Here is a 19,942-nt window from a genome sequence, read left to right as displayed (position 1 = left end):
TGTTTAGCGCAGCGGCTGTCTTTTTGGGGTTATTCACTGTTTAGCTTGGAGAAGGGGATTAGTCGTCCCAAACCTTCTTAGCAATGTTGAAGGCAGACCAAGCGTTTGGCCAACCAACGTAGAATGCCAGTTGGGTAATCATTTCAGCGATTTCTTGCTTGGTGATACCGTTCTTCTTGGCAGTCTGCATGTGGTAAGTCAATTGACCAAAAGCACCCTTGGTAATCAGGGCAGTAACAGTCAAGAAACTACGGTCACGTGGGCTGAGTTCCTTTTCACGAGACCAAACTTGGCCAAACAGTACGTCATCGTTCAGTTCAGCGAACTTTGGAGCAAAGTCGCCAAGTTGGTCGCGTCCAGCAGTTTGTTTAACAGCCATCTCTAATTCCTCCTATTTATTTAATTTAATTAAAGTAAATTGATTACTTGTCCAGTTGGTCGTAGTAAGCGTCGTCAACCTTTTCGCACCATTCACTGGTACCCTTAGTGATGGCGATGTGAGAGAACCAACTGTCCTTAGTGGCACCATGCCAGTGCTTAACACCTTCGTGGATAGCAACGACGTCACCAGGGTGAAGCTTGCGAGCTGGCTTGCCTTCTTCTTGGTACCAACCTTCACCAGCAGTTACCAGAAGAATTTGGAAACCGTTGTGGTGAATGTGCCAGTCGTTACGGCAGCCGGGTTCGAAGTTAACATTGCCGATGTTAATGTCAATGTTGTCGTCAGGGCTTACCAGACCGTTAAGGTAACTAGTGCCGATAAAGTACTTGGCAAAGGCAACGTTCTTGTCACCAAAACCAAACATGTCGTTCTTTACTTCTTTTTCGTTTTTAGCCATAAATCATAACTCCTTTGTTTAAGTTTTGTTCCTTTCAACACTGTCTATATTAGGTTAACTAGCTAGCAATGTAAAATGCTTATTTTCTTTTTGCGTTAATGCCTGAAATGAATCATTTTTTGACTGTCAAACGTTTTACAATTGTCTTTCTTAATGGACAGAGACCCGATATAATAAAGGATGTAAACGGTTTGATGGAGGATTAATGATGACAGAGAGGTATAAAAGCGTTTTTGATATCATTGGCCCAATCATGGTTGGCCCTTCGAGTTCACACACCGCAGGGACACTTCAGATTGGCCGAATGGCGCGGATAATTTTCGGTGGGGATCCCGCTGAATTAGTGGTGCATTACTATGATTCCTTTGCTCATACTCACTTGGGACACGGCACGGATTACGCCATCGTTGCCGGTGTACTGGGAATGGAGCCTGATGATCGGCGTGTACCGATGGCTGTACGCATGGCTCGCAATCTGGGAATTAAGATTCGTTTTATTGAAGAAAAACAACACAGTCCCGTCGGCCACCCCAACACGGCTTGGCTGGAACTGACCAATGCTGATCACACTTTGAAGGTGGGGTTAATCGGTTGTTCCATCGGTGGGGGGATGATCGAAGTACGGCGGATCCGCTACAATGACGTTACCTTTAATACGCCAGGACCACTGCCGATCATCTTATTACGTGATGTTGAACACAGTGCTGATGTGCACATCAAACTATTAAAGATGGTGATGGCACTGGGACCAGTGATGAACCAGCAGAGTACGATTGGCAAGCATGCGGCTATCTACTCATTTACAATGAAGGAACCGGTCAAACCAGCACAGCTCAAAAAGCTGCACGAGGCTTTTCCTAAATTGGCGTTGTTACAAGTGGAGGAATAAATATGTATAAGTCAGTAGAAGATCTGATTGATACCGCGACTGCCCGACGCAAGCCAGTATCCGATTTGATGATTGAGCAGGAAATGCAGACGACGGGGCTGAGTCGCGACGAAGTTTGGAAAAAGATGGAACGCAACTTGGAAGTGATGCATAGTGCCGTCGAAAAAGGCAGTAATGCTGGCGGTGTTTATTCCAAAACGGGACTGACCGGCGGTGATGCCGCGAAAATAAAGGAATACCGCGAAACTCACCATTCACTGAGCGGGGATGCTGTCATGACAGCTGTCCAGGGTGCAATTGCCACCAACGAAGTCAACGCTGCCATGGGGATCATCTGCGCGACGCCGACAGCCGGTTCGTCTGGGACTCTGCCTGGCATTCTCTTTATGCTAAAGAAACGGATCAACTTATCCCATGAGCAAGAGGTGCGCTTCCTCTTTACAGCTGGTGCCTATGGCCTGGTCATCGCTAACAATGCCTGCATTGCTGGTGCTAGTGGTGGCTGTCAGGCTGAAGTGGGTAGCGCCTCTGCGATGGGGGCTGCTGCAGCCGTTGAGGTGGCCGGTGGGACACCAGAAGAATCTGGTAACGCCCTGGCCATTGCCATGGCTAATTTGGAAGGCCTGGTTTGCGATCCGGTGGCTGGCTTGGTCGAAGTACCATGTGTCAAACGGAATGCCATTGGGGCGACGAATGCTCTCGTCGCAGCCGACATGGCTTTAGCGGGCTGCACCAGTAGGATTCCGGTGGATGAAGTGATCTCCGCGATGAATGAAGTTGGCCATTCGATGTCGTCCGCTTTGCGGGAGACGGGCCAAGGTGGTCTGGCTGGCACGAAGACCGGCAAGATGATCCGTCATCGGCTGTTTCATGAAGTATAATTAATTGACAAACTAAAAACCGTTGCTCGCACTGGGCAACGGTTTTGCTATTTAATAGCTTCATTAATCTTCGAAATATTCGTACAACTTGTCGGCATTCAACTGTTGCTTTTCTTTGCCCTTAAAGTCGGCCACGATCTGACCCTCTTTCAGAACCAGCAGGCGGTTGCCGTATGTTAAGGCATCTTCCAGGTGGTGGGTGATCATCAGGGCAGTTAGGTGGTCCTGCTTGATTCGCTCATCTGTGGCATGCAGCAGGGAACGACTGGTATGGGGGTCTAGTGCTGCCGTATGTTCATCCAGTAAGAGCAGATCGGGCCGTTTCAAAGTAGCCATCAGAAATGATAGTGCCTGGCGTTGACCACCAGAGAGGTCGCCGGTCGCTGTTGTCATCCGTTCCTCCAGACCGTTGTGCATTGAAGCAGCGAGCTGGGTGAAGCGGTCCATGTTTTGCTTGAGCTTTCGCGGAACCAGGTAGCGGTGTTCTCCACGTTTGGTGGCTAACAGCATGTTTTCTGCGACGTTCATCCGGGGAGCCGTCCCGACTTTGGGGTCTTGGAACACCCGCGACAAGAAGTTAGTTCGTTGCTCCACGCTCATGTTGGTGATGTCGGCACCGTTATGGTAGATTCTTCCAGCATCGGCAGGTAAGTTACCGCTGATGACGTTGAACAAGGTGGACTTGCCCGCACCGTTAGTCCCGACGATGGTAATAAAGTCGCCTTCATTGATGGTGAGGTTAATTCCCTTCAGGATGGTTGTCTCGTTTGCCGTCCCCTTGTTGACGACTGTCTTAACGTTTTCCAGTTTTAGCATTGGTTCAGTCATGAGTTTTAACCCCCTTGAGGAATGGTTCTTTGATGTGCAGAATATTGTTCAACTGTGGCAGCATCATGCAGATAGCGAGGACGATTGATGAAATCAGGTTCAGGTCGTTGGTGCTGAAACCGAGTTGGAGTACGGCTAACAAAATCAGCCGGTAGATGATACTGCCGAGGGTCACGGCGACCAGACGCTGGTTCAGTGTTAACTCACCAAAAGCAACTTCACCGATAATGATGGATGCCAAGGCGATAACGATGGTCCCAATCCCCATGTTGACGTCGGCATAACCGTTGCTCTGGGCGATAAGGGCACCACACAGACCGACGATCCCGTTGGAAACGCTGAGGCCGACGATGATCATGCCATCGGTGTGAATGCCAAGAGAACGCGCCATGGTTGGGTTGTCACCAGTAGCGATGAAGGCCTGGCCGTAGTCGGTTTGCAAGAAGAAAATGATCAATGCCGTGATGATGATAATCACGATGAAACCGAGGGTAACGGTATCGAAGTATTGTGGCAAACTGCTGAAGTGGGACAGTAGGGTGGAATGGCCTAGCAGTGAGACGTTGGACTTGCCCATGATCCGCAGGTTGACGGAGTAAGCGGCGGTCATCGTCAGGATCCCAGCAAGCAGGCTGTCGATTTTGGCCTTCGTGTAGAGGAGCCCGGTGATTAGTCCGGCAACCATCCCCGCCAGGAAGGCGTAGAAAGTAGCTGCCATTGGGGATGCTCCGTGAACGATGGCGGTGACGGCGGTAGCAGCCCCCAGGGGGAAGGTTCCTTCAACCGTCATATCGGCGATGTTCAAGATCCGGAAAGTAAGGTAGAGGCCGAGACCCAGCAGAGCCCACAAGAGTCCTTGGCCAATTGCTGAAGTAATAAGGTTCATTATTTGAATACCTCCCCGTGTTTTTCTGCTTCGTGCTTGAAGTGTGCTGGGATGTGTAAGCCCAACTTCTTAGCTTGTTTTTCGTTCAAAACAGGTTCACCTTTGCGGATGAATTTAATCGGTGTCGTGCTTGGCTTTTTGCCCTTAAGGACCTGGGCAGTTGCTTTACCACCACGAACACCCAGCTGGTATTGGTTGATCCCGTAAGTAGCGACCCCGCCTTGCTTGACCATCGTGTCGGCAGCGGGGAAAACAGGCTTCTTAACGGCATTGGCGTTCTTGACCAGTGTCTGCATCGCACCGGCGATGGTGTTGTCGGTTGGGACAATTACGGCATCATTTGCAGCCAAGGCTTGTTGTGAGACCTGGTTGAGGTCGTTACTATTGGCGATGGAGTACGGCTTGAGTGTGACGTGCTCGCGCTTAGCTTCCTTGACAAACAATTTTTCTTCAGTTGAAGCGGAATTATCACTAGACGTGTAGATGATCCCAAAACTCTTGGCGTGTGGCATGAATTCACGGTAGAGCTTGAATTGTTGCTTGATCGGGGCTTGGTCGGAGACACCGGTAATGTTGCCGCCGGGATGGTTATTATCTTTGACCAGTCCTGAACCTTTCGGGTTAGTGACGGCACCGAGGATAATCGGTGTCTTCTTGGTTGAGTTAGCCACTGCTTGGGCAGCAGGGGTCGTGATTGTGAAGATGACGTTTTCGTTGTCATTGACCAACTTGTTAGCCATCGTCTTCAGATTACTTTGGTCGCCCTGGGCATTTTGGTAATCGATTTTAATGTTCTTGCCCTTGTGGTAACCTTCCTCGGCCATCCCGTGCAGGAAGCCCTTGTAAATTTGGTCTAGTGCCGGGTGATGCATCAGTTGCAGGACCCCAACTCGTGGTTCCCGTCTAGCAACGGTTCCCCCGCTTTCTTGGAAAAAGGCGACCCCGAGAAAGGCTAACAGGATCACGATCAACGCGTACATTCGTTTCATAAGTATCCTCCTCAATAATCCCAATAATAATTGCAAAGAAAAACGGCAGCTCCACACATGGGGCTGCCGTGATAAGGCAAAAGAAAAGCCCGCATGTGGATCCATGCAGGCACATTAAAGATCAGCCGGCACAGATACGATCTGCCATCCCAGGTCGCATCCATGACGGATCAACCTGAGCTACCGGCTTTGCCAACGATTATTCCGTTTGCTTGGCGTATAACTCATGTTGTGATCTCCCTTCGTTAATTGATTGTGTTTAGTATAAGCGACTTCTTGGCGGTCGTCAATACAAAAATTAAAATTGCGTGAGAAAAATGAAGCCCGTTCTCTTATTTTGCTGCGACTGCTTCTTGGGTAAAGCTCTTGCCTAGCTGGAAAGCGAGGGTTGGGTAGAAGCGAAGGTGGTTAACCGAAGTGTGAGCGGCCAGGATCTGACCAGCATAAGTCCATCCCATGTGATCGACGATGGCCTTAAATTCGGATTTCAGCGGGTCGAAGTTCTCACTTTCGGAGCTAGCAAGGAGAATGGCTTGTTTGTCGCCATGCAGATCCTTGTCACGTTCGATCATGTGGTCGATGACAGCCTTCAATTGGGCTGACATCCCAAAATACCGCATCGGCGTGGAAAAAGCGATGACATCTGCATGGATCATCTCTGATAAGAGCTTTTGAATCCGTTCGTCGCCTGGGATGATTTTGTTATCCTTACCGACTTGCAGTGGTGGGACCGGCTTTTGGCCTGCATCGAATACAGTGACATCATTGCCGGCTTCTTTAGCACCGTCAACTAACTTGTTGGCAAGCAGGATTGAGGTGCCCGGGTGGTGAGCGCTACCTGTAATGACTAAAAACTTCATTTTAGTACCTCCCTACAACTTTTACAAGCACTACATCTTAATATTAACACCTTTATGAGACAAATGTCGGTATAATGTACTATAAATATTTTTTACGACGTTTATTATTATTTATGAGAAAGAGATAAAAAGCCCCTTTAAAGGCGCAACAAGCGCTTCCAAAGGGACTTATCATAAATTTGTTTGTAACTAATTATTTTGCAAGTTTATATGCATCTTGAGCGGCATCGTAGTGGAACTCGCTGCGTTGACCGTCCATGATGACGTAGATTGTTTCGTAAACAGGTTTGTAACCATGCTTGGCGAGTTTCACAGTAACATCGTGGTTGGCATCAACGGTGACGTCATAGAGGTTATATTCGCCTTGTTGGTACTTGAAGTCCTGTCCATCGTCTTGGTAGTGTTGGTAACTGCCTTGGTCGCCATAAAGGACGAAACTCATCGTCTTTTCAGGCTCATCACTGACGTGCATGGCTTTGTTGCCCCATGGCAGGATGGTGTTCTTCTTGATGAACATCGGCAGCCGGTCGATCGGAGCGTTGACGACGATGGATTGCTTGCCGTCGTATTCAGCGTGACTCCAGAAGTCAACCCACTGGCCAGCTGGCAGGTAGACGAGTCGTTCGGTTGAGCCTTCCGTAACGATTGGGGCTACCAGTACGTCGTTGCCGATCATGTATTCGTCGTTAATTTGCCGGCTCTTTGGATCGTCTTCGTAGTTTAGAACTAATGGCCGCATGACTGGCAGACCAGCTGATTCTTCGTGCTTGAATTGGTCATAAAGGTAAGGAATAAAACGGTAGCGAAGGTTCAGGTACTTGCGGTAGATGTCCAGCGTCTGTTTGTCAAATGACCATGGTTCCTGGTAACGAGAACCGAGGATGGAGTGGTTCCGGTAAAGAGGTACCAGCAGGGCAGCTTCAATCCACCGGGTCAGTAATTCTGGGGTGGTGTCTTCCTGGAAGCCACCGATATCAGTACCTGCAAATGCGAAGCCGGACATGCCAAGACTGGCCAATTGTGGAATTGATAATTGCAGGTGAGACCAAACCGCGGTGTTGTCACCGGTCCAAACAGTCGAGTACTTTTGGGTGCCAGAGTAAGCAGCACGGGTGATGACGTAAGGACGCTTACCTGTCTCTTTCCTCATTCCCTCGTAAGCAGCCTGTGCTTGCAGGTGACCGAAGACGTTATGCATTTCGGCGTGGGTTGACTTTTCTTTGCCGTTTGAGAATTCAAGGTCGTTCGGCAGTTCACCATTGAAGTTAGCTGGTTCGTCCATGTCGTTCCAAACACCGCATGCGCCCATGTCAGCGAAGAACTTCATGTGCTTAGCCCACCATGCGCGAACGTCAGGGTTACCGAAGTCAGGGAAGACGGAGTCGCCAGGCCAGACATTACCGACGTAAACGGAGCCGTCCGGGTTCTTAACGAAGTAGCCGTTCTTAATTCCTTCCTTGTAAATATCGTACTTATCGTCCTTCTTCACGCCAGCGTCAAGAATCGGCATCAGGCGGATGCCACGCTTGCGCATCTTAGCGACGAAGGCTTTCGGGTCATCGTATTTCTTTTGATCCCAAGTGAAGTCACGGTATCCACGCATGTAGTCAATGTCTAAGTGAATGACATCGATCGGCAGGTTGTACTTAGCGAAGCCATCGGCAATCGATTCAACACGCTTGTCGCTGGTACTGTAGCCCCAGCGTGATTGTTGGTAACCGAGCGTCCACTTTTGTGGCAACGGAACGACACCGGTCAGGTAGGTGTAGTTACGAACTACATCCTTCAGGCTGTCACCACCCATGATGTAGTAGTTGATGTTGCCACCAACGGCGTAGAAGTAATAGTAATTAGTAGATTCCTTGCCGAGATCGAAGTGGCTCTTGTAGGTGTTGTCGAAGAAGATTCCGTAAGGATGGCCGTTCTTGAGACCGTAAACGACGGGGATGGATTTGTAGAGGTGGGTTTGGGTTTCGTTGTGCAGTACCGGAACGTCAGAGTTCCAGTTGTCATATTCGTAACCACGCTTGTTTAAGAAGCCCGGCTTGTCACCTAGGCCGTAAAAGTATTCATCGTCGGCCAGGGACTTAACAATTTCAAATTTAGTGTTGTCAGGGTTAGCTTTGGCGGCAACATTGTGTCCTTCTGACATGACGGTCTTACGGTGTTCATCGTCCATGTCGGTTGGCAACGGCTTGCGTTGACCGCGGTAGTCAGTAACCAGTGGGTTGCCAGCAGCGTCATAGACGTCAAGTTTACCATCACCATAAACCTTAGCGACTAACTTGGCAGTTGCGATCTCGAGATGGTCGCCACGGTCATTGACCTTGATAGCTGTCTTTTGTTCTTTATCGCCTTCAATAGCGTATGAATGACGAATGCAGTGGTGATCCTGGAAGATCTGGATGATTTCATCAGTTAATACGTGAAGCTGCAGTGGCTTACCACTGTCAAAATTGATGGTAATCGTTTGTCCATCTTGTTGGTAATCTTGAATTTTGTTGCTCATCGTTAAAGAGCGTCCTTTCATGGTTAAATTTTTAATCAGTAGTTTATGTATTCGCTTACACTGAGTATAGTAACATATTACGTAAACGTTTACAATAGGATTCTCAAAGAGAATAAAACGTTTACGTAAATATGCTATAATAGATAAAACTGGTCGAAGAAATGAAGGAATGATGAATGAAAGCAACAATTAAGGATATTGCGAAGATGACGGGATTGTCGACAGCGACGGTTTCCCGGGTACTTGCTCATAAACAGGGCACCTATCGACAATCGACAGCCAAGCGTGTGCGGGAAGCCGCGGATAAGCTGGGATATAAACGCAACGTGGCGGCGGCTGAATTAGCGGCTAACGATGTTTCGACCATTGCCGTGATCATTAACAACACCGAGACTAACTTCTGGCTGCGCGTATTAGACGGGATTCAGGCCGAAGCTAATCGTCAGGGCCGCCAAGTGATGATTTTTTATGCCGGCAATAACGATGAAAAGATGCTGGACCAAGCAATCAACGCGGCAGTGGAACGCCAAACGGCTGCCATTCTTCTGGTTTCCACCAAGGTCAATGAACAGCAATTGTCCGTTATCGAGAGCACACGGGTGCCATACCGCTTCATTTCTATCTATGATTCACGCACTAGTCATCGTCCCTTTATTTCTTCAGATAACGTTGAAATTGGTCGCATGGCGACTCAATATCTCTTGAAACGTGGCCACCGCAAGATTGGCATGGTCGGGATCGATAAGTCTTCGACCGGTCAAGAACGCCTGCTAGGTTACCAGGAAATGATGACCAAGGCTCGGCTATCCATTGCTCCAGGATGGGTTCAATACGGGGACTACAGCCTGCAAAGCGGGAAGGAATTGTTTTCCCACATTGCTGATCTTGGCTTAACGGCTGTGATTGCCAGCAGTGATATGATCGGGGCTGGCTTGATGGTCAGCGCCCAGGAGGCGGGGGTCAGTGTACCTGATGACCTATCTATTATTTCTATTGATGGGACGATGATCTGCGACGTTACCAACCCGCAACTAACCAGTGTCACCCAAAACTTTTACCAGATGGGTGTTCAGAGTGTTAAGGATTTAGTTGATAGTAAGAATGCTGAAAATCACCAATTCGTGCCTGTTGAGGTAAAGGAACGGGCCAGCGTACGGCCTTTGGATGTTAATTAATTCAATAAAATATTAACTAAACGACAAAAACCACCTGCCAACCGTGATTCCGGCTAGCAGGTGGTTTGTTAGTTATTCATGTAAATTGAGGCTCTAGGCAACAGCATCTTCTGCAGTAGCCTTGCTTGCCTTCACACCTTCATGAATGCGCCATACCAGGATGGCAGCGATCAACATGGAGATGCCGGCAATCAGCAGCATTGCTGGTTGGTTCTTGCCAGTCATTGGGAAGATGGCAAAACTCAGCAGAGATGCGATGATTTGTGGCATACAGATACCAATGTTGAAGAGGCCAATGTATGAACCTTCGTTAACCCCGTTCAGGGATGAAGTCAACATGGTAAATGGCAATGTGTGAATCGTGAAGTAAGAGCAGCCAAAGAGGATGAAGGCAACGATAGTCAATGCCTTGCTCTGTGCCAGGGAAACGGTAATCAAACCGATACCACCGAGCAACAGGCCGGCTGAGTACCAACGCTTCCGTGAAGTAGCCTTAGCGTGTGAGTAGAGGAAGCCCCATACGATTCCGGCAATACTCAGGATGGCGGTCAGAACACCATACCAGTTACCAGCAGCTTGGAAGCCGGCACTCGTTGGGTTAGCGGTGTGCCATACGTTCTTAGCAAGGGTCCCAGTTGAGTAAGTCCAAACGTACATGATAGCAACCCAGCTAAAGAATTGAACCAGACATAGGTCCCAGAAGGCACGTGGAGCAGTCTTTAATAAGTGCCAGAGACTGACGGATTGCTTGTTAGCCTTTGGGTCGATGCCGTGATACTTGGCGTAAGTGTCAGGGTCGTATTCCTTAACGTTGAAGACGGTCCACATACTGGTGACGAAGAGGACGATTGCAGCGATGACGTAGGCCCAGATAACGGTGTTAGGAACGACACCTTTCTTGGCGGTGTTGTGCATCCCGAATGCGGCAAATAGGAATGGCATCAGTGAGGCCAGGATACCGCCGGCATTGAAGAAGATTTGTTGGAGTGACCAAGCAAAGTTCTTCTGCTTGTTGTTAACCATATCACCGAGGATCATACGGAATGGTTGCATACATACGTTGTTGAACAGGTCCATGAAGCAAACAGCGAATGCGGCAAAGACCATGGCGGCAACTGAACCGTAACCAAAGCCCAGCGAACCAGAGAATGGCAGCATCAGCAATGCCAGTGCAGCAATTGGGGCACCGAAGAGCAGGTAAGGCATCCGCCGACCGAAACGGTTCCAGGTCCGATCAGAATATTTACCAATCAGTGGTTGAACGATCATTCCCATCAGTGGTGGGAAGATGAAGAAGAACCCTAACGTGTTCGGGTTGGCACCGATTGATTGGAAGATCCGGCTCATCTGTGAGCTTTGCAGTGAGAATCCCATGTTGATTCCCAAGAAACCAAAGGTGATGGCGAAGATCACCCGTTTTGGTAAGTCGGGCAGTTTAGCATCCAAAGCTACCCGCTTTTTCTGATTATTGTTCTTGTCCAATTTACTTACTCCCTTTAGTTAAACGTTTACTTTTTGAAGCGAAAAAATAATTGCAAGGTAGTTATCAAAACCAAATAGGCGACGCTTCTCAAGTAAACATTTGAATTAAGCGTTTTCGTAAACGTTTACATCAACTACAATTCTTATCTTAGCACTAAATATTCTAAAATCAAGCGCTTTCATTAATTTTATTTATCGAGCGTAAAAATAGGCCTTTTGCAGTCTCCAGAATGGTAAAATAAGAATATTTGAAAAAGAGGGGGACCTTTCGATGTGTACGTCAATTCTTTATACTGCTGGTGACCACTATTTTGGCCGCAACTTGGACCTGGAAGTTTCGTTTGGCCAGGAAATAGTGATTACGCCGCGTGACTTTCCGTTACCTTTCCGCAAGATCAGTACCATCAACCATCACTATGCGATGACGGGGATGGCTTTGGTCCAGGATGGCTATCCGTTGTATTTTGATGGCGCTAACGAAAAAGGACTGGGGATGGCCGGCCTGAATTTTGATGGACCAGCTCACTACTTCCCAGTTGAAGACGGAAAGAAAAACGTGACGCCATTTGAATTTATTCCATATATTCTGGGCCAATGCCAAGACGTGGCAGAGGCTAAGGAATTGATGAAAGACCTGAATTTAGTTGATATCAGCTTTTCAGATAAGTTTCCATTGTCACCATTGCATTGGCTGGTGGCTGACAAAACTGGTGCTGCCATCGTCGTTGAATCCACGAAATCCGGCCTTCATGTTTACGATGACCCCGTAAAAGTGTTGACTAATAATCCAGAGTTCCCGGCCCAGTTTGCGAAACTCGCTGACTATGCCGCTGTGCAGCCGGGAATTGCCGAGAACACGCTGGCACCTGGTGTAAAACTTAATTCATACAGCCGCGGACAGGGGACCGCTGCTCTGCCAGGCGGTGTTGATTCATCCAGTCGCTTTGTCAAAGTCGCCTTTACTTTGGCCCACGCTCCACAAGGTGATAATGAAGTGGAGAATGTTACTAATTATTTCCACTGCCTGCATTCAGTAGAACAACAAAAGGGCGTCGATGAAGTGGCTAAAGATACGTACGAATACACGATCTACTCTGACGGAATGAATCTGACGACAGGAACCTTCTACTACACGACTTATAACAACAACCAGATCAACGCCGTGAAGATGGGTGAAGCAGATCGGCAGGGCAAGGAACTGTTAACTTTCCCGTTAGCTGATAAACAGACAATTAATTTTCAACATTAAATGAAACTAAAAAGCGGGTTGCTGCTACTCGGTTATGAGTAACAACAGCCCGTTTTGTGTTGCATGTTTCACGTGAAACAATGGCTGACATGATAAAAGCCCCTAGCATTTTCAAACCTTGCTAGGGGCTTTGGTAGTTAAAGCTCTTTGGACTTCAGCTATCTTTTTCCATAATCATTATTTGCCATAAGTTAGTTTAGATTACTGCTCCTGCTTTTTCTGTGCTGCTTTCAGGTCATTGATCGCATTTGTCAATTGCTTATGCAGCTGCTTTAAGTGCGGAGCTTCGCGAATGACCAATTGCGGGTAGTTATGCAGGAAACGCCGTTCGTTCCAGTTCGGGTGAACTAATTCTAGCAGACGCTTGCGCCGCTTTTGTTGATTCAGCCGCCGGGTTGCTAGTTCATCGAGCAATTGAATATGGAGCCGTTCGTTTTCAGCTTGAACTCGTTGCTCCCAGATGGCGGCGTGTTCGCGGAATTGCCGAGTGTTGATAACGGTGACGACCGTGTCGATACTCATGATGAAGGCGACGATGATTGAACCCAACTGGTTGGTTTGAGCCTCGACCCAGTTAACCATCTGCATCATCGGTGGTTGTACCCATTTGACAAGGATCACCACTGAAATGCCCCAGAAGAGGGAAATGGCCGGCGCCACCCGTCCATCCAGGTTTCCCCAGAGATTGGAATAATCCCACAGTTTTAAGTGGAATGCTCGTTCCAGAATGACGCTGGCAAAGAATTCAAAGATGGTTGCCACGATAAAGCCAATGATAAAGAGGCCGATAACGTTGCGACTAAATTGGTCAGTCGACAGGAGAATGGTGACGACCGCGAAGCCATAGATTGGGCAATATGGGCCCGCCAAGAAGCCACGATACTGAAACTTCCGCGCTTTGATCGAACAATAGACCGTTTCCCAAGCCCAGCCGATGACGGAATAGGCGAAGAAGAGCAGAATTACATCATTCATTGTGTATGTCATGACATGCCTACCCTTCTACCCGCACTCCAGAGTCGTCAATAGCGAGGCTCCACAGGTCATCGGTGAGGTCTGCCTGTTGCAAGGCTGACTGGAATGCTGGCAATCGATCTGATTTTAACAGTGTCATCACGGTTGGACCAGCACCGCTGAGGTAGGTGGCGAGAGCACCGGTTTGGTGGCCAATCTGGCGGATCTTCATTAACTCGGGAACCAGCTTGGCCCGGTATTGTTCATGAAATTTGTCTGCTTCTAGCAAAGGACCAACTAAGTCGTAGCGTTGGGCAAAGAGGGCAGCTACCAGGGTATTTGCAATGGCACTACCATGAGTTGCCTGAGCATATGGCAATTGTTCAGGCAGGGTTGCTCGGGCATCGGCTGTCTTCAGGTTGTAGTGTGGAATGTAAGCTGCTAAGGAGTACGGAAAGTGAGGTGCCTTCACTGCCGCAAAGTGGCCGTTCAAATTGGTTCCGATGACGATCCCGCCGAGGATAGCTGGAGCGGCGTTATCCGGGTGGCCTTCCACCTGGCTGGCGAGTTCAATCTTCTCGTCATCGCTGAGGTTCAGATGCCCTAGCTGGTTAGCCAGCTCTACCCCTGCGACGACAGCGGTCGCGCTGCTGCCCAGGCCGTGTGCTAGCGGCACTTCCGATTCAATGGAAAGCTGGTGGGTAGGCAGGTCGGACTTGATGTTGAGAGCCGTTTTGACAATCAGATTGCTCTCATCGTGTGGTAGTCCGCCAAGATGGTGAGCGACTTGCCAGTTTTTGCTAACTGGTCCCACCGTTAAGGTGAGGTAGCGGTTGACCGCCATCCCGATTGAATCAAATCCCGGCCCGAGGTTAGCGCTGGACGCGGGAACAATAATACGCATGATGAACTCCTCCTAGTTAGGCAGCACCTTGTAGGCTGCCAGCAGTGTAATCGAATTGTTATCGTTTTGGTCCAGGGCGGCTTTCAGCTGAGCCAATTGCTCCTGATCCATACCGTGGGTGACTACCGCCAACCGGGCTTGGTTAGCTGTTGCTGATGTTTGGACGATCTGTAAGAAACCGGCACCGATATCGGCGAAGACCTTGGCCAGGCGCATCATTTCACCGGGAACATCGCGCATCGTTAATGACAGGTAGTAGCGATAGCGGATATCTTCGGGCTTAGCCGATTTAAATTCTTGCTGGTAGTTGTTGAAACCGTGACCGGTGGTGTGAAGGATCAGGTTCTTGGTAACTGAGATGATGTCACTCAGGACACTGTTAGCAGTTGGCAGACCACCGGCACCAGGACCGTAGAAGAGGATGTCACCGACAGCCTGCCCGGTGACCATGACGGCATTGCGCTCGTCATTGACGGTGGCTAGTGGGGTGCCATTGGGGACGAGCACCGGGGCAACTTCGGCAAAGACCTTGTCGCCAACCAGGCGGGAAATACCAACCAGTTTGATGGTGTAGCCAAAGGCAGCAGCCTGTTTGATGTCTTCCCTACTAATATTCTGAATGCCTTCGATATGGAGGTCATTGAGAGTTAAGCGCGTCCCAAATGAGAACTGGCTGAGAATAATCATCTTGTAGGCAGCGTCAAAACCAGCGACGTCATTAGTCGGGTCTGCTTCGGCAAAGCCGAGGTCTTGTGCCTTCTTTAAAGCGTCAGCGTATGACATCCCATTCTGGTTCATTTTGGTCAGAATGTAGTTGGTCGTTCCGTTAACGATTCCCTTGACTTCGACGATCTTATCGGCCGGGAAACTGTTGGCAATCGTCCGCAGAATAGGAATTCCACCAGCCACGGAAGCTTCATACATCAAGTCACAGCCGTGTTCGCTGGCAAGCTTACTAAGGGCGGTCCCGTTGGTAGCGATCAGGTCCTTGTTAGCCGTGACGACGTGTTTACCCTTCTTGAGCAGGGCACTGATTCGTTCGTTGGCGGGGTGGATACCACCCATCACTTCGACGACGATGGGGATTTCCGGGTCGTTGAGTAATTCGTCAAAGTCACTGGTGAGATAAGTGTCTTGAAGTGGAACGGCACGGTGCTTACTGGTGTTATGGACGACGATGGTTTTGACGTGCAGACGGCGACCAGTGATATTGGAGATCTTATCTTCATTATCCTGGATCATCTTAAGAACCCCGGACCCGACTGTGCCGAGCCCAATCATGCCGATTTGAATTTCTTTCATCGATTTTTCCTTTCGTGAGTGGTTCATTGACGCAGTATATTTTCTCTCATCATTTTATCATATTTGATAAATCTTACGTTATAATTGGGGAAGAGAAATGACTTAATTCAAGGAGGATTAGCATGCAATATCGTAGTACCCGCGGTGACGAAAGCACGGGAATTAACGCGGCTGAAGCCGTTATCCAAGGCTTGGCCCCAGATGGTGGCTTGTACGTGCCAGTTCATTTTCCTGAAGGCTGTTTAGATTTGAAACGATTGCCGGGAATATCCTTGCAGGAGGCGTCCCGCTTTGTTTTGCACACGATGATGGATGATTTCCCAGCAAAGCAGATCGATGCTAGCATCAAGGCTGCTTATGGTAAGCAGTGGGATGATAGTAGGATCACGCCGCTTAGTCAGGATAAAGCCGGCAATTACTACCTCGAGCTTTTCCATGGGCCGACGTTAGCCTTTAAGGATGTTGCTTTGCAACTTTTGCCGCAGCTGATGACGCGCGCCCAAAAGCTGACGGGTAACCAGCGGGGGATCGTTATTCTGACTGCTACTTCCGGGGATACCGGGACGGCTTCGATGGATGGCTTTAGCGATGTTGATGGGACCCAGGTGGCAGTTTTTTATCCGCACCATGGCGTCAGCCCGATCCAGCTTCACCAGATGCTGTCAGAACCTGGTGATAATTTGGCGGCCTATGGGGTCGAAGGGAACTTCGATGATGCTCAAACAAACGTTAAAAAGATCTTTAATGATAAGCAGATGGAACAACGTTTGGCTGATCACGACCTCCAGTTCTCGTCAGCTAATTCGATGAACATCGGTCGACTGATTCCGCAGATGGCCTATTACCTCTATGCTTATGGTCAGCTGGCCCAACGCGGTACAATCCAGCTGGGCGATCCAGTTAACTTTGCCGTCCCGACCGGTAACTTTGGTGATATCCTAGCTGCCTACTATTGTGAGAAACTGGGTCTACCGATCAAGAAGTTGATCTGCGCTTCTAACCAGAACAACGTACTGACCGATTTCTTTAATACCGGGACCTACGACAAACGGCGGACTTTTACTGTCACGAACGCACCTTCAATGGACATCCTGGTTTCCAGCAACCTGGAACGGCTGCTCTTTGATGCTGCGGACGGGGATGTGGCGATGGTTAAAAAGTTGATGGATCAACTGAACAGTGACGGCCATTATCAGATCACGCCAGCGATGAAGGATTACCTCGATCAACGCTTTGTGGCGGATTATGCAGATGAACAGCAAGTGCGCGACGAGATCACCCGTCTTTACCAGGAAGCAAAGTATGCTATCGATCCGCATACCGCTGTGGCTTCCGCAGTTACGCACCGTTACCAGATCAATAGCCATGATGACACTCCGACGGTAATTGTGGCGACGGCTAGTCCATATAAATTTGCCGAGACAGTCTACCACTGTGTCACCCACCGCAATGATTTGCAAGAACCAGGTCTGCCGGCCATTAAACAGTTGCACCAAGCGCTGGGCGGTGATTTGCCGGCTTCCGTTCAAGCCTTATTTGACCGTGCTGATCGATCGGAACAGGTGGTTGAACCATCCGAAATGGAAGATGCCATTGCTAAACAGTTGAAAATTTAATCAAATGACTTTGACCGCTGCGCGCCGTAAGCGTAGCGGCTTTTTTTGTGCTGAAATAGCGGTATATTAGTCTTGTAAACGATTGCATAAACTGTTATAGTGTTGGTGTATTGAAACAACCAACCTTTACTGAAAGGACGGAATGTAATAATGGCAGAATTACCAACAACAAGTACAAAGGGCCAAACGGTCACGATTAATTACAAACGGCCAGTCAAGTTGACGGTGCTCACGCCAACGATTATTCGTTTCTTTGAGGATCACGATGAACCTGGCAAGTCATACGCTATTGAAGGCGACAAGCAGCAGGACACTAGCTTCACTTTTGAAAACCTGGGCGACCACTTCGAACTGAAGACCAGCAAGGTTACTCTTAAGCTGGATGCGGAACGCCACATTGAATTTGATGACGCTGATGGTAACGTCTTAGCAACGAGTTACCACGGCCAACGGAAACTGCTGGACTTCGGGATGGACGAAGCTCACAAGACATTGGCATCATGGGAAGGCCACGCTGCTAATGGTAATGCGGTGGGCAGTGACGACCGCTACTACGAACTGCGTTTTGCACTAGCTAAGAATGAACACTTCTATGGCCTTGGTGACAAGACCGGGTACATGGACAAGCGTGGTTATGAATACGACAACTGGAACACGGATAACCCGAAGCCACACTTGGAAACGACGACGCGGCTGTACAAGTCCATTCCGATTCTCTACGGGATGCGGAACGGCCATCCATACGGCCTCTTCTTCGACAACCCATACCGCAGTCACTTGGACCTCGGCCGTGAAAACCGCAACTACTACTTCTACGCAGCCGTCGACGGCAACATCGACCTTTACCTGATCGGCGGGGATAGCCTGAAAGACGTCGTTACCAATTACACTTACTTGACCGGGCGGACACCGCTGCCACAGCGCTGGATGCTTGGTTACCAGCAATCACGTTGGGGCTACAGTCGGAGCGCTGATGAAGTAGAAGGCATCGTCAACGGCTTCAAGAAGAACAACCTGCCACTGGATGCTATCCACTTCGACATCGACTACATGGAAGGCTACAGGGTCTTCACTTTTGACAAGAAGAAGTTCCGTGGCGACCCGAAGAAGTTCATCGCTGACCTGAAGAAGCGTGGCGTTCGGGTAGTCTGCATCATCGACCCTGGTGTCAAGAAGGACCCGGCCTACAAGGTTTATCAAGAAGGAATCAAGAAGGGCTACTTCGTCAAGAACCCTGATGGCTCCGTTTATGAAAACAAGGTATGGCCTGGCACTTCCGTCTTCCCAGACTTTGGTCGCAAGGAAGTACGCGAATGGTGGGCTAAGAACGATCACTTCCTGACCAAGCTCGGTGTCAGCGGCATTTGGAACGACATGAATGAACCAGCTAGCTTCGAAGGTGAAATTCCTGACAACATCGTCTTTACCGACGGTGACCACAAGTCTACTCACAAGAAGATGCATAACGTTTACGGGCACAACATGGCCAAGGCAACTTACCAGGGAATCAAGGAAAGCACCGGCAAGCGGCCATACGTCATCACCCGTGCTGCTTACGCTGGTACACAGAAGTACTCCACTGTCTGGACCGGTGATAACCAAAGTCTGTGGCCACACCTCCAGTTGTCGATCCCGCAACTGTGCAACCTGGAAATGAGTGGTTTTGACTTCTCTGGTGTTGACCTCGGCGGTTTCGGCGCTGATTCTCACCCACAGCTGTTAACCCGGTGGATCGAAGGTGGCATCTTTAGTCCTTTGCTGCGTAACCACTCCTCAATGGGGACCCGTTACCAAGAACCATGGGCCTTCGGTGAGCCAACCCTGTCGATTTACCGCAAGTACCTGCACCTGCGGTACCACTTCATTCCGTACCTGTACGACCTCTTCGCCCAAGAAAGCCGCAACGGTTTGCCAATTATGCGGTCATTGCTGCTGAACTACGAGGACGATCCAGAAACTTATGACATCAATGATGAATACATGGTTGGAGACAAGGTATTAGCAGCTCCGATCGTTCGTCAAGATGAATTCAAGCGTCTGGTTTACCTGCCAGCTGGTCAATGGGTCGACTTCTGGAACGGCCGTGAATATGCTGGTAAGCAATACATCATGGCTGATGCACCGTTGGACAAGCTGCCACTTTACATTAAGAAGGGCAGTTTGCTGCCATGGGGTGAACTCGTGGACCACATCAGCGATGAACCTGACAAGCAGATGACCTTCCAACTTTACGGTCAATCTGGTGAATGTGATCACTACCAGGATGATGGAACCGACTTCAAGTACCAGAACGGTGAATACAACGTTTACCACGTTGCTGTTGCCGCTGATGACAAGGTTAGCGTCAGCTTCAAGCACCAAGGCTTCAAGCCAATTTATGAACGGATCATCGTTAAGACTGACAAGGCAAAGCACGTTCTGGTTTATGATGAGAATAGCCAGAAGTATGTGGAAGAATAGTTTGAGATAGTGAATTAGATAAATAAACGGGGGTTGTGACCATACCCCCTATACATGGATAAAAAGTGAACACATAGTACAACAATGGCCTCTAGTATTCGGCAAATCCGAACGCTAAA

Annotated in this window: 17 protein-coding genes; 6 read left to right on the top strand and 11 right to left on the bottom strand. The window is 49.0% G+C overall.

Going from position 1 to position 19,942, the window contains the following annotated elements; translation table 11 throughout:
• Window positions 1-58: 58 nt before the first annotated feature.
• Together AB3114_RS00635 and AB3114_RS00630 are read right to left on the bottom strand one after the other, a co-directional pair.
• Window positions 59-379, bottom strand: coding sequence for a carboxymuconolactone decarboxylase family protein (locus AB3114_RS00635; protein WP_367341328.1), 321 nt, complete (start codon window positions 377-379; stop codon window positions 59-61).
• Window positions 380-422: 43 nt separating this feature from the next.
• Window positions 423-839, bottom strand: coding sequence for a cupin domain-containing protein (locus tag AB3114_RS00630; protein WP_367341327.1), 417 nt, complete (start codon window positions 837-839; stop codon window positions 423-425).
• 208 nt (window positions 840-1,047) lie between these two features.
• On the opposite strand from AB3114_RS00630, the gene AB3114_RS00625 reads away from it, so the two are divergent.
• Together AB3114_RS00625 and sdaAA are read left to right on the top strand one after the other, a co-directional pair.
• Window positions 1,048-1,728 (top strand): serine dehydratase beta chain, encoded by a 681-nt coding sequence (locus AB3114_RS00625; protein ID WP_367341326.1) that lies wholly within the window; start codon window positions 1,048-1,050, stop codon window positions 1,726-1,728.
• 2 nt (window positions 1,729-1,730) lie between these two features.
• Window positions 1,731-2,609, top strand: coding sequence for an L-serine ammonia-lyase, iron-sulfur-dependent, subunit alpha (sdaAA, locus tag AB3114_RS00620; protein WP_367341325.1), 879 nt, complete (start codon window positions 1,731-1,733; stop codon window positions 2,607-2,609).
• Between the two features lie 63 nt (window positions 2,610-2,672).
• Here the strand turns inward: sdaAA and AB3114_RS00615 are convergent, their stop codons facing one another.
• The 5 genes from AB3114_RS00615 to AB3114_RS00595 form a co-directional block, all read right to left on the bottom strand.
• The gene (locus tag AB3114_RS00615) at window positions 2,673-3,437 is read right to left on the bottom strand and encodes an ABC transporter ATP-binding protein (RefSeq protein ID WP_367341324.1); all 765 of its coding nucleotides are present in this window, start codon (window positions 3,435-3,437) and stop codon (window positions 2,673-2,675) included.
• On the bottom strand, window positions 3,430-4,323 hold the full coding sequence (locus AB3114_RS00610) for an ABC transporter permease (RefSeq protein ID WP_367341323.1): 894 nt from the start codon (window positions 4,321-4,323) through the stop codon (window positions 3,430-3,432). Before AB3114_RS00610 ends, AB3114_RS00615 begins: the two co-directional genes overlap by 8 nt.
• A complete protein-coding gene (gene trpX / locus AB3114_RS00605) occupies window positions 4,323-5,312 on the bottom strand; it encodes a tryptophan ABC transporter substrate-binding protein (protein ID WP_367341322.1) in 990 nt (329 codons plus the stop codon). The genes AB3114_RS00610 and trpX overlap by 1 nt, the downstream gene beginning before the upstream one ends.
• Window positions 5,313-5,644: 332 nt before the next feature.
• Window positions 5,645-6,172 (bottom strand): flavodoxin family protein, encoded by a 528-nt coding sequence (locus AB3114_RS00600; protein ID WP_367341321.1) that lies wholly within the window; start codon window positions 6,170-6,172, stop codon window positions 5,645-5,647.
• A gap of 193 nt (window positions 6,173-6,365) precedes the next feature.
• Entirely contained in the window at window positions 6,366-8,681 is a 2,316-nt protein-coding gene (locus tag AB3114_RS00595) for a glycoside hydrolase family 31 protein (RefSeq protein ID WP_367341320.1), read from the bottom strand.
• A 176-nt stretch (window positions 8,682-8,857) separates the two neighbouring features.
• Here AB3114_RS00595 and AB3114_RS00590 point away from each other — a divergent pair, with 176 nt between their 5' ends.
• Window positions 8,858-9,856 (top strand): LacI family DNA-binding transcriptional regulator, encoded by a 999-nt coding sequence (locus AB3114_RS00590; RefSeq protein ID WP_367341319.1) that lies wholly within the window; start codon window positions 8,858-8,860, stop codon window positions 9,854-9,856.
• 93 nt (window positions 9,857-9,949) lie between these two features.
• Here the strand turns inward: AB3114_RS00590 and AB3114_RS00585 are convergent, their stop codons facing one another.
• Window positions 9,950-11,338: an SLC45 family MFS transporter gene (locus AB3114_RS00585; RefSeq protein WP_367341318.1), complete on the bottom strand. Its 1,389-nt coding sequence runs from the start codon at window positions 11,336-11,338 to the stop codon at window positions 9,950-9,952.
• Window positions 11,339-11,609: 271 nt separating this feature from the next.
• Between AB3114_RS00585 and bsh the strand changes: the two genes are divergently transcribed.
• Window positions 11,610-12,587: a choloylglycine hydrolase gene (bsh, locus tag AB3114_RS00580; RefSeq protein WP_367341317.1), complete on the top strand. Its 978-nt coding sequence runs from the start codon at window positions 11,610-11,612 to the stop codon at window positions 12,585-12,587.
• A 201-nt stretch (window positions 12,588-12,788) separates the two neighbouring features.
• Here bsh and AB3114_RS00575 read toward each other — a convergent pair whose 3' ends face one another.
• The 3 genes from AB3114_RS00575 to AB3114_RS00565 are packed head-to-tail and all read right to left on the bottom strand — an operon-like array spanning window position 12,789 to window position 15,747.
• The gene (locus AB3114_RS00575; RefSeq protein WP_367341316.1) at window positions 12,789-13,574 is read right to left on the bottom strand and encodes a putative ABC transporter permease; all 786 of its coding nucleotides are present in this window, start codon (window positions 13,572-13,574) and stop codon (window positions 12,789-12,791) included.
• A gap of 7 nt (window positions 13,575-13,581) precedes the next feature.
• Window positions 13,582-14,445 carry a homoserine kinase gene (gene thrB, locus AB3114_RS00570; RefSeq protein ID WP_367341315.1) on the bottom strand — a complete coding sequence of 288 codons (864 nt, stop codon included), beginning with the start codon at window positions 14,443-14,445 and terminating at the stop codon, window positions 13,582-13,584.
• Between the two features lie 12 nt (window positions 14,446-14,457).
• The gene (locus tag AB3114_RS00565; RefSeq protein WP_367341587.1) at window positions 14,458-15,747 is read right to left on the bottom strand and encodes a homoserine dehydrogenase; all 1,290 of its coding nucleotides are present in this window, start codon (window positions 15,745-15,747) and stop codon (window positions 14,458-14,460) included.
• A gap of 122 nt (window positions 15,748-15,869) precedes the next feature.
• Here AB3114_RS00565 and thrC point away from each other — a divergent pair, with 122 nt between their 5' ends.
• Both thrC and AB3114_RS00555 read left to right on the top strand, forming a co-directional pair.
• Window positions 15,870-17,363 carry a threonine synthase gene (gene thrC / locus AB3114_RS00560; protein ID WP_367341314.1) on the top strand — a complete coding sequence of 498 codons (1,494 nt, stop codon included), beginning with the start codon at window positions 15,870-15,872 and terminating at the stop codon, window positions 17,361-17,363.
• 150 nt (window positions 17,364-17,513) lie between these two features.
• Window positions 17,514-19,823 carry a glycoside hydrolase family 31 protein gene (locus AB3114_RS00555; protein ID WP_367341313.1) on the top strand — a complete coding sequence of 770 codons (2,310 nt, stop codon included), beginning with the start codon at window positions 17,514-17,516 and terminating at the stop codon, window positions 19,821-19,823.
• Window positions 19,824-19,942: the final 119 nt, after the last annotated feature.

Origin of the sequence: Limosilactobacillus sp. (assembly GCF_040772465.1) — a bacterium.
GTDB lineage: Bacteria > Bacillota > Bacilli > Lactobacillales > Lactobacillaceae > Limosilactobacillus.
The sequence above is the reverse complement of the archived record's forward strand: the minus strand, read 5'-3'. Positions and strand labels throughout refer to the sequence as shown.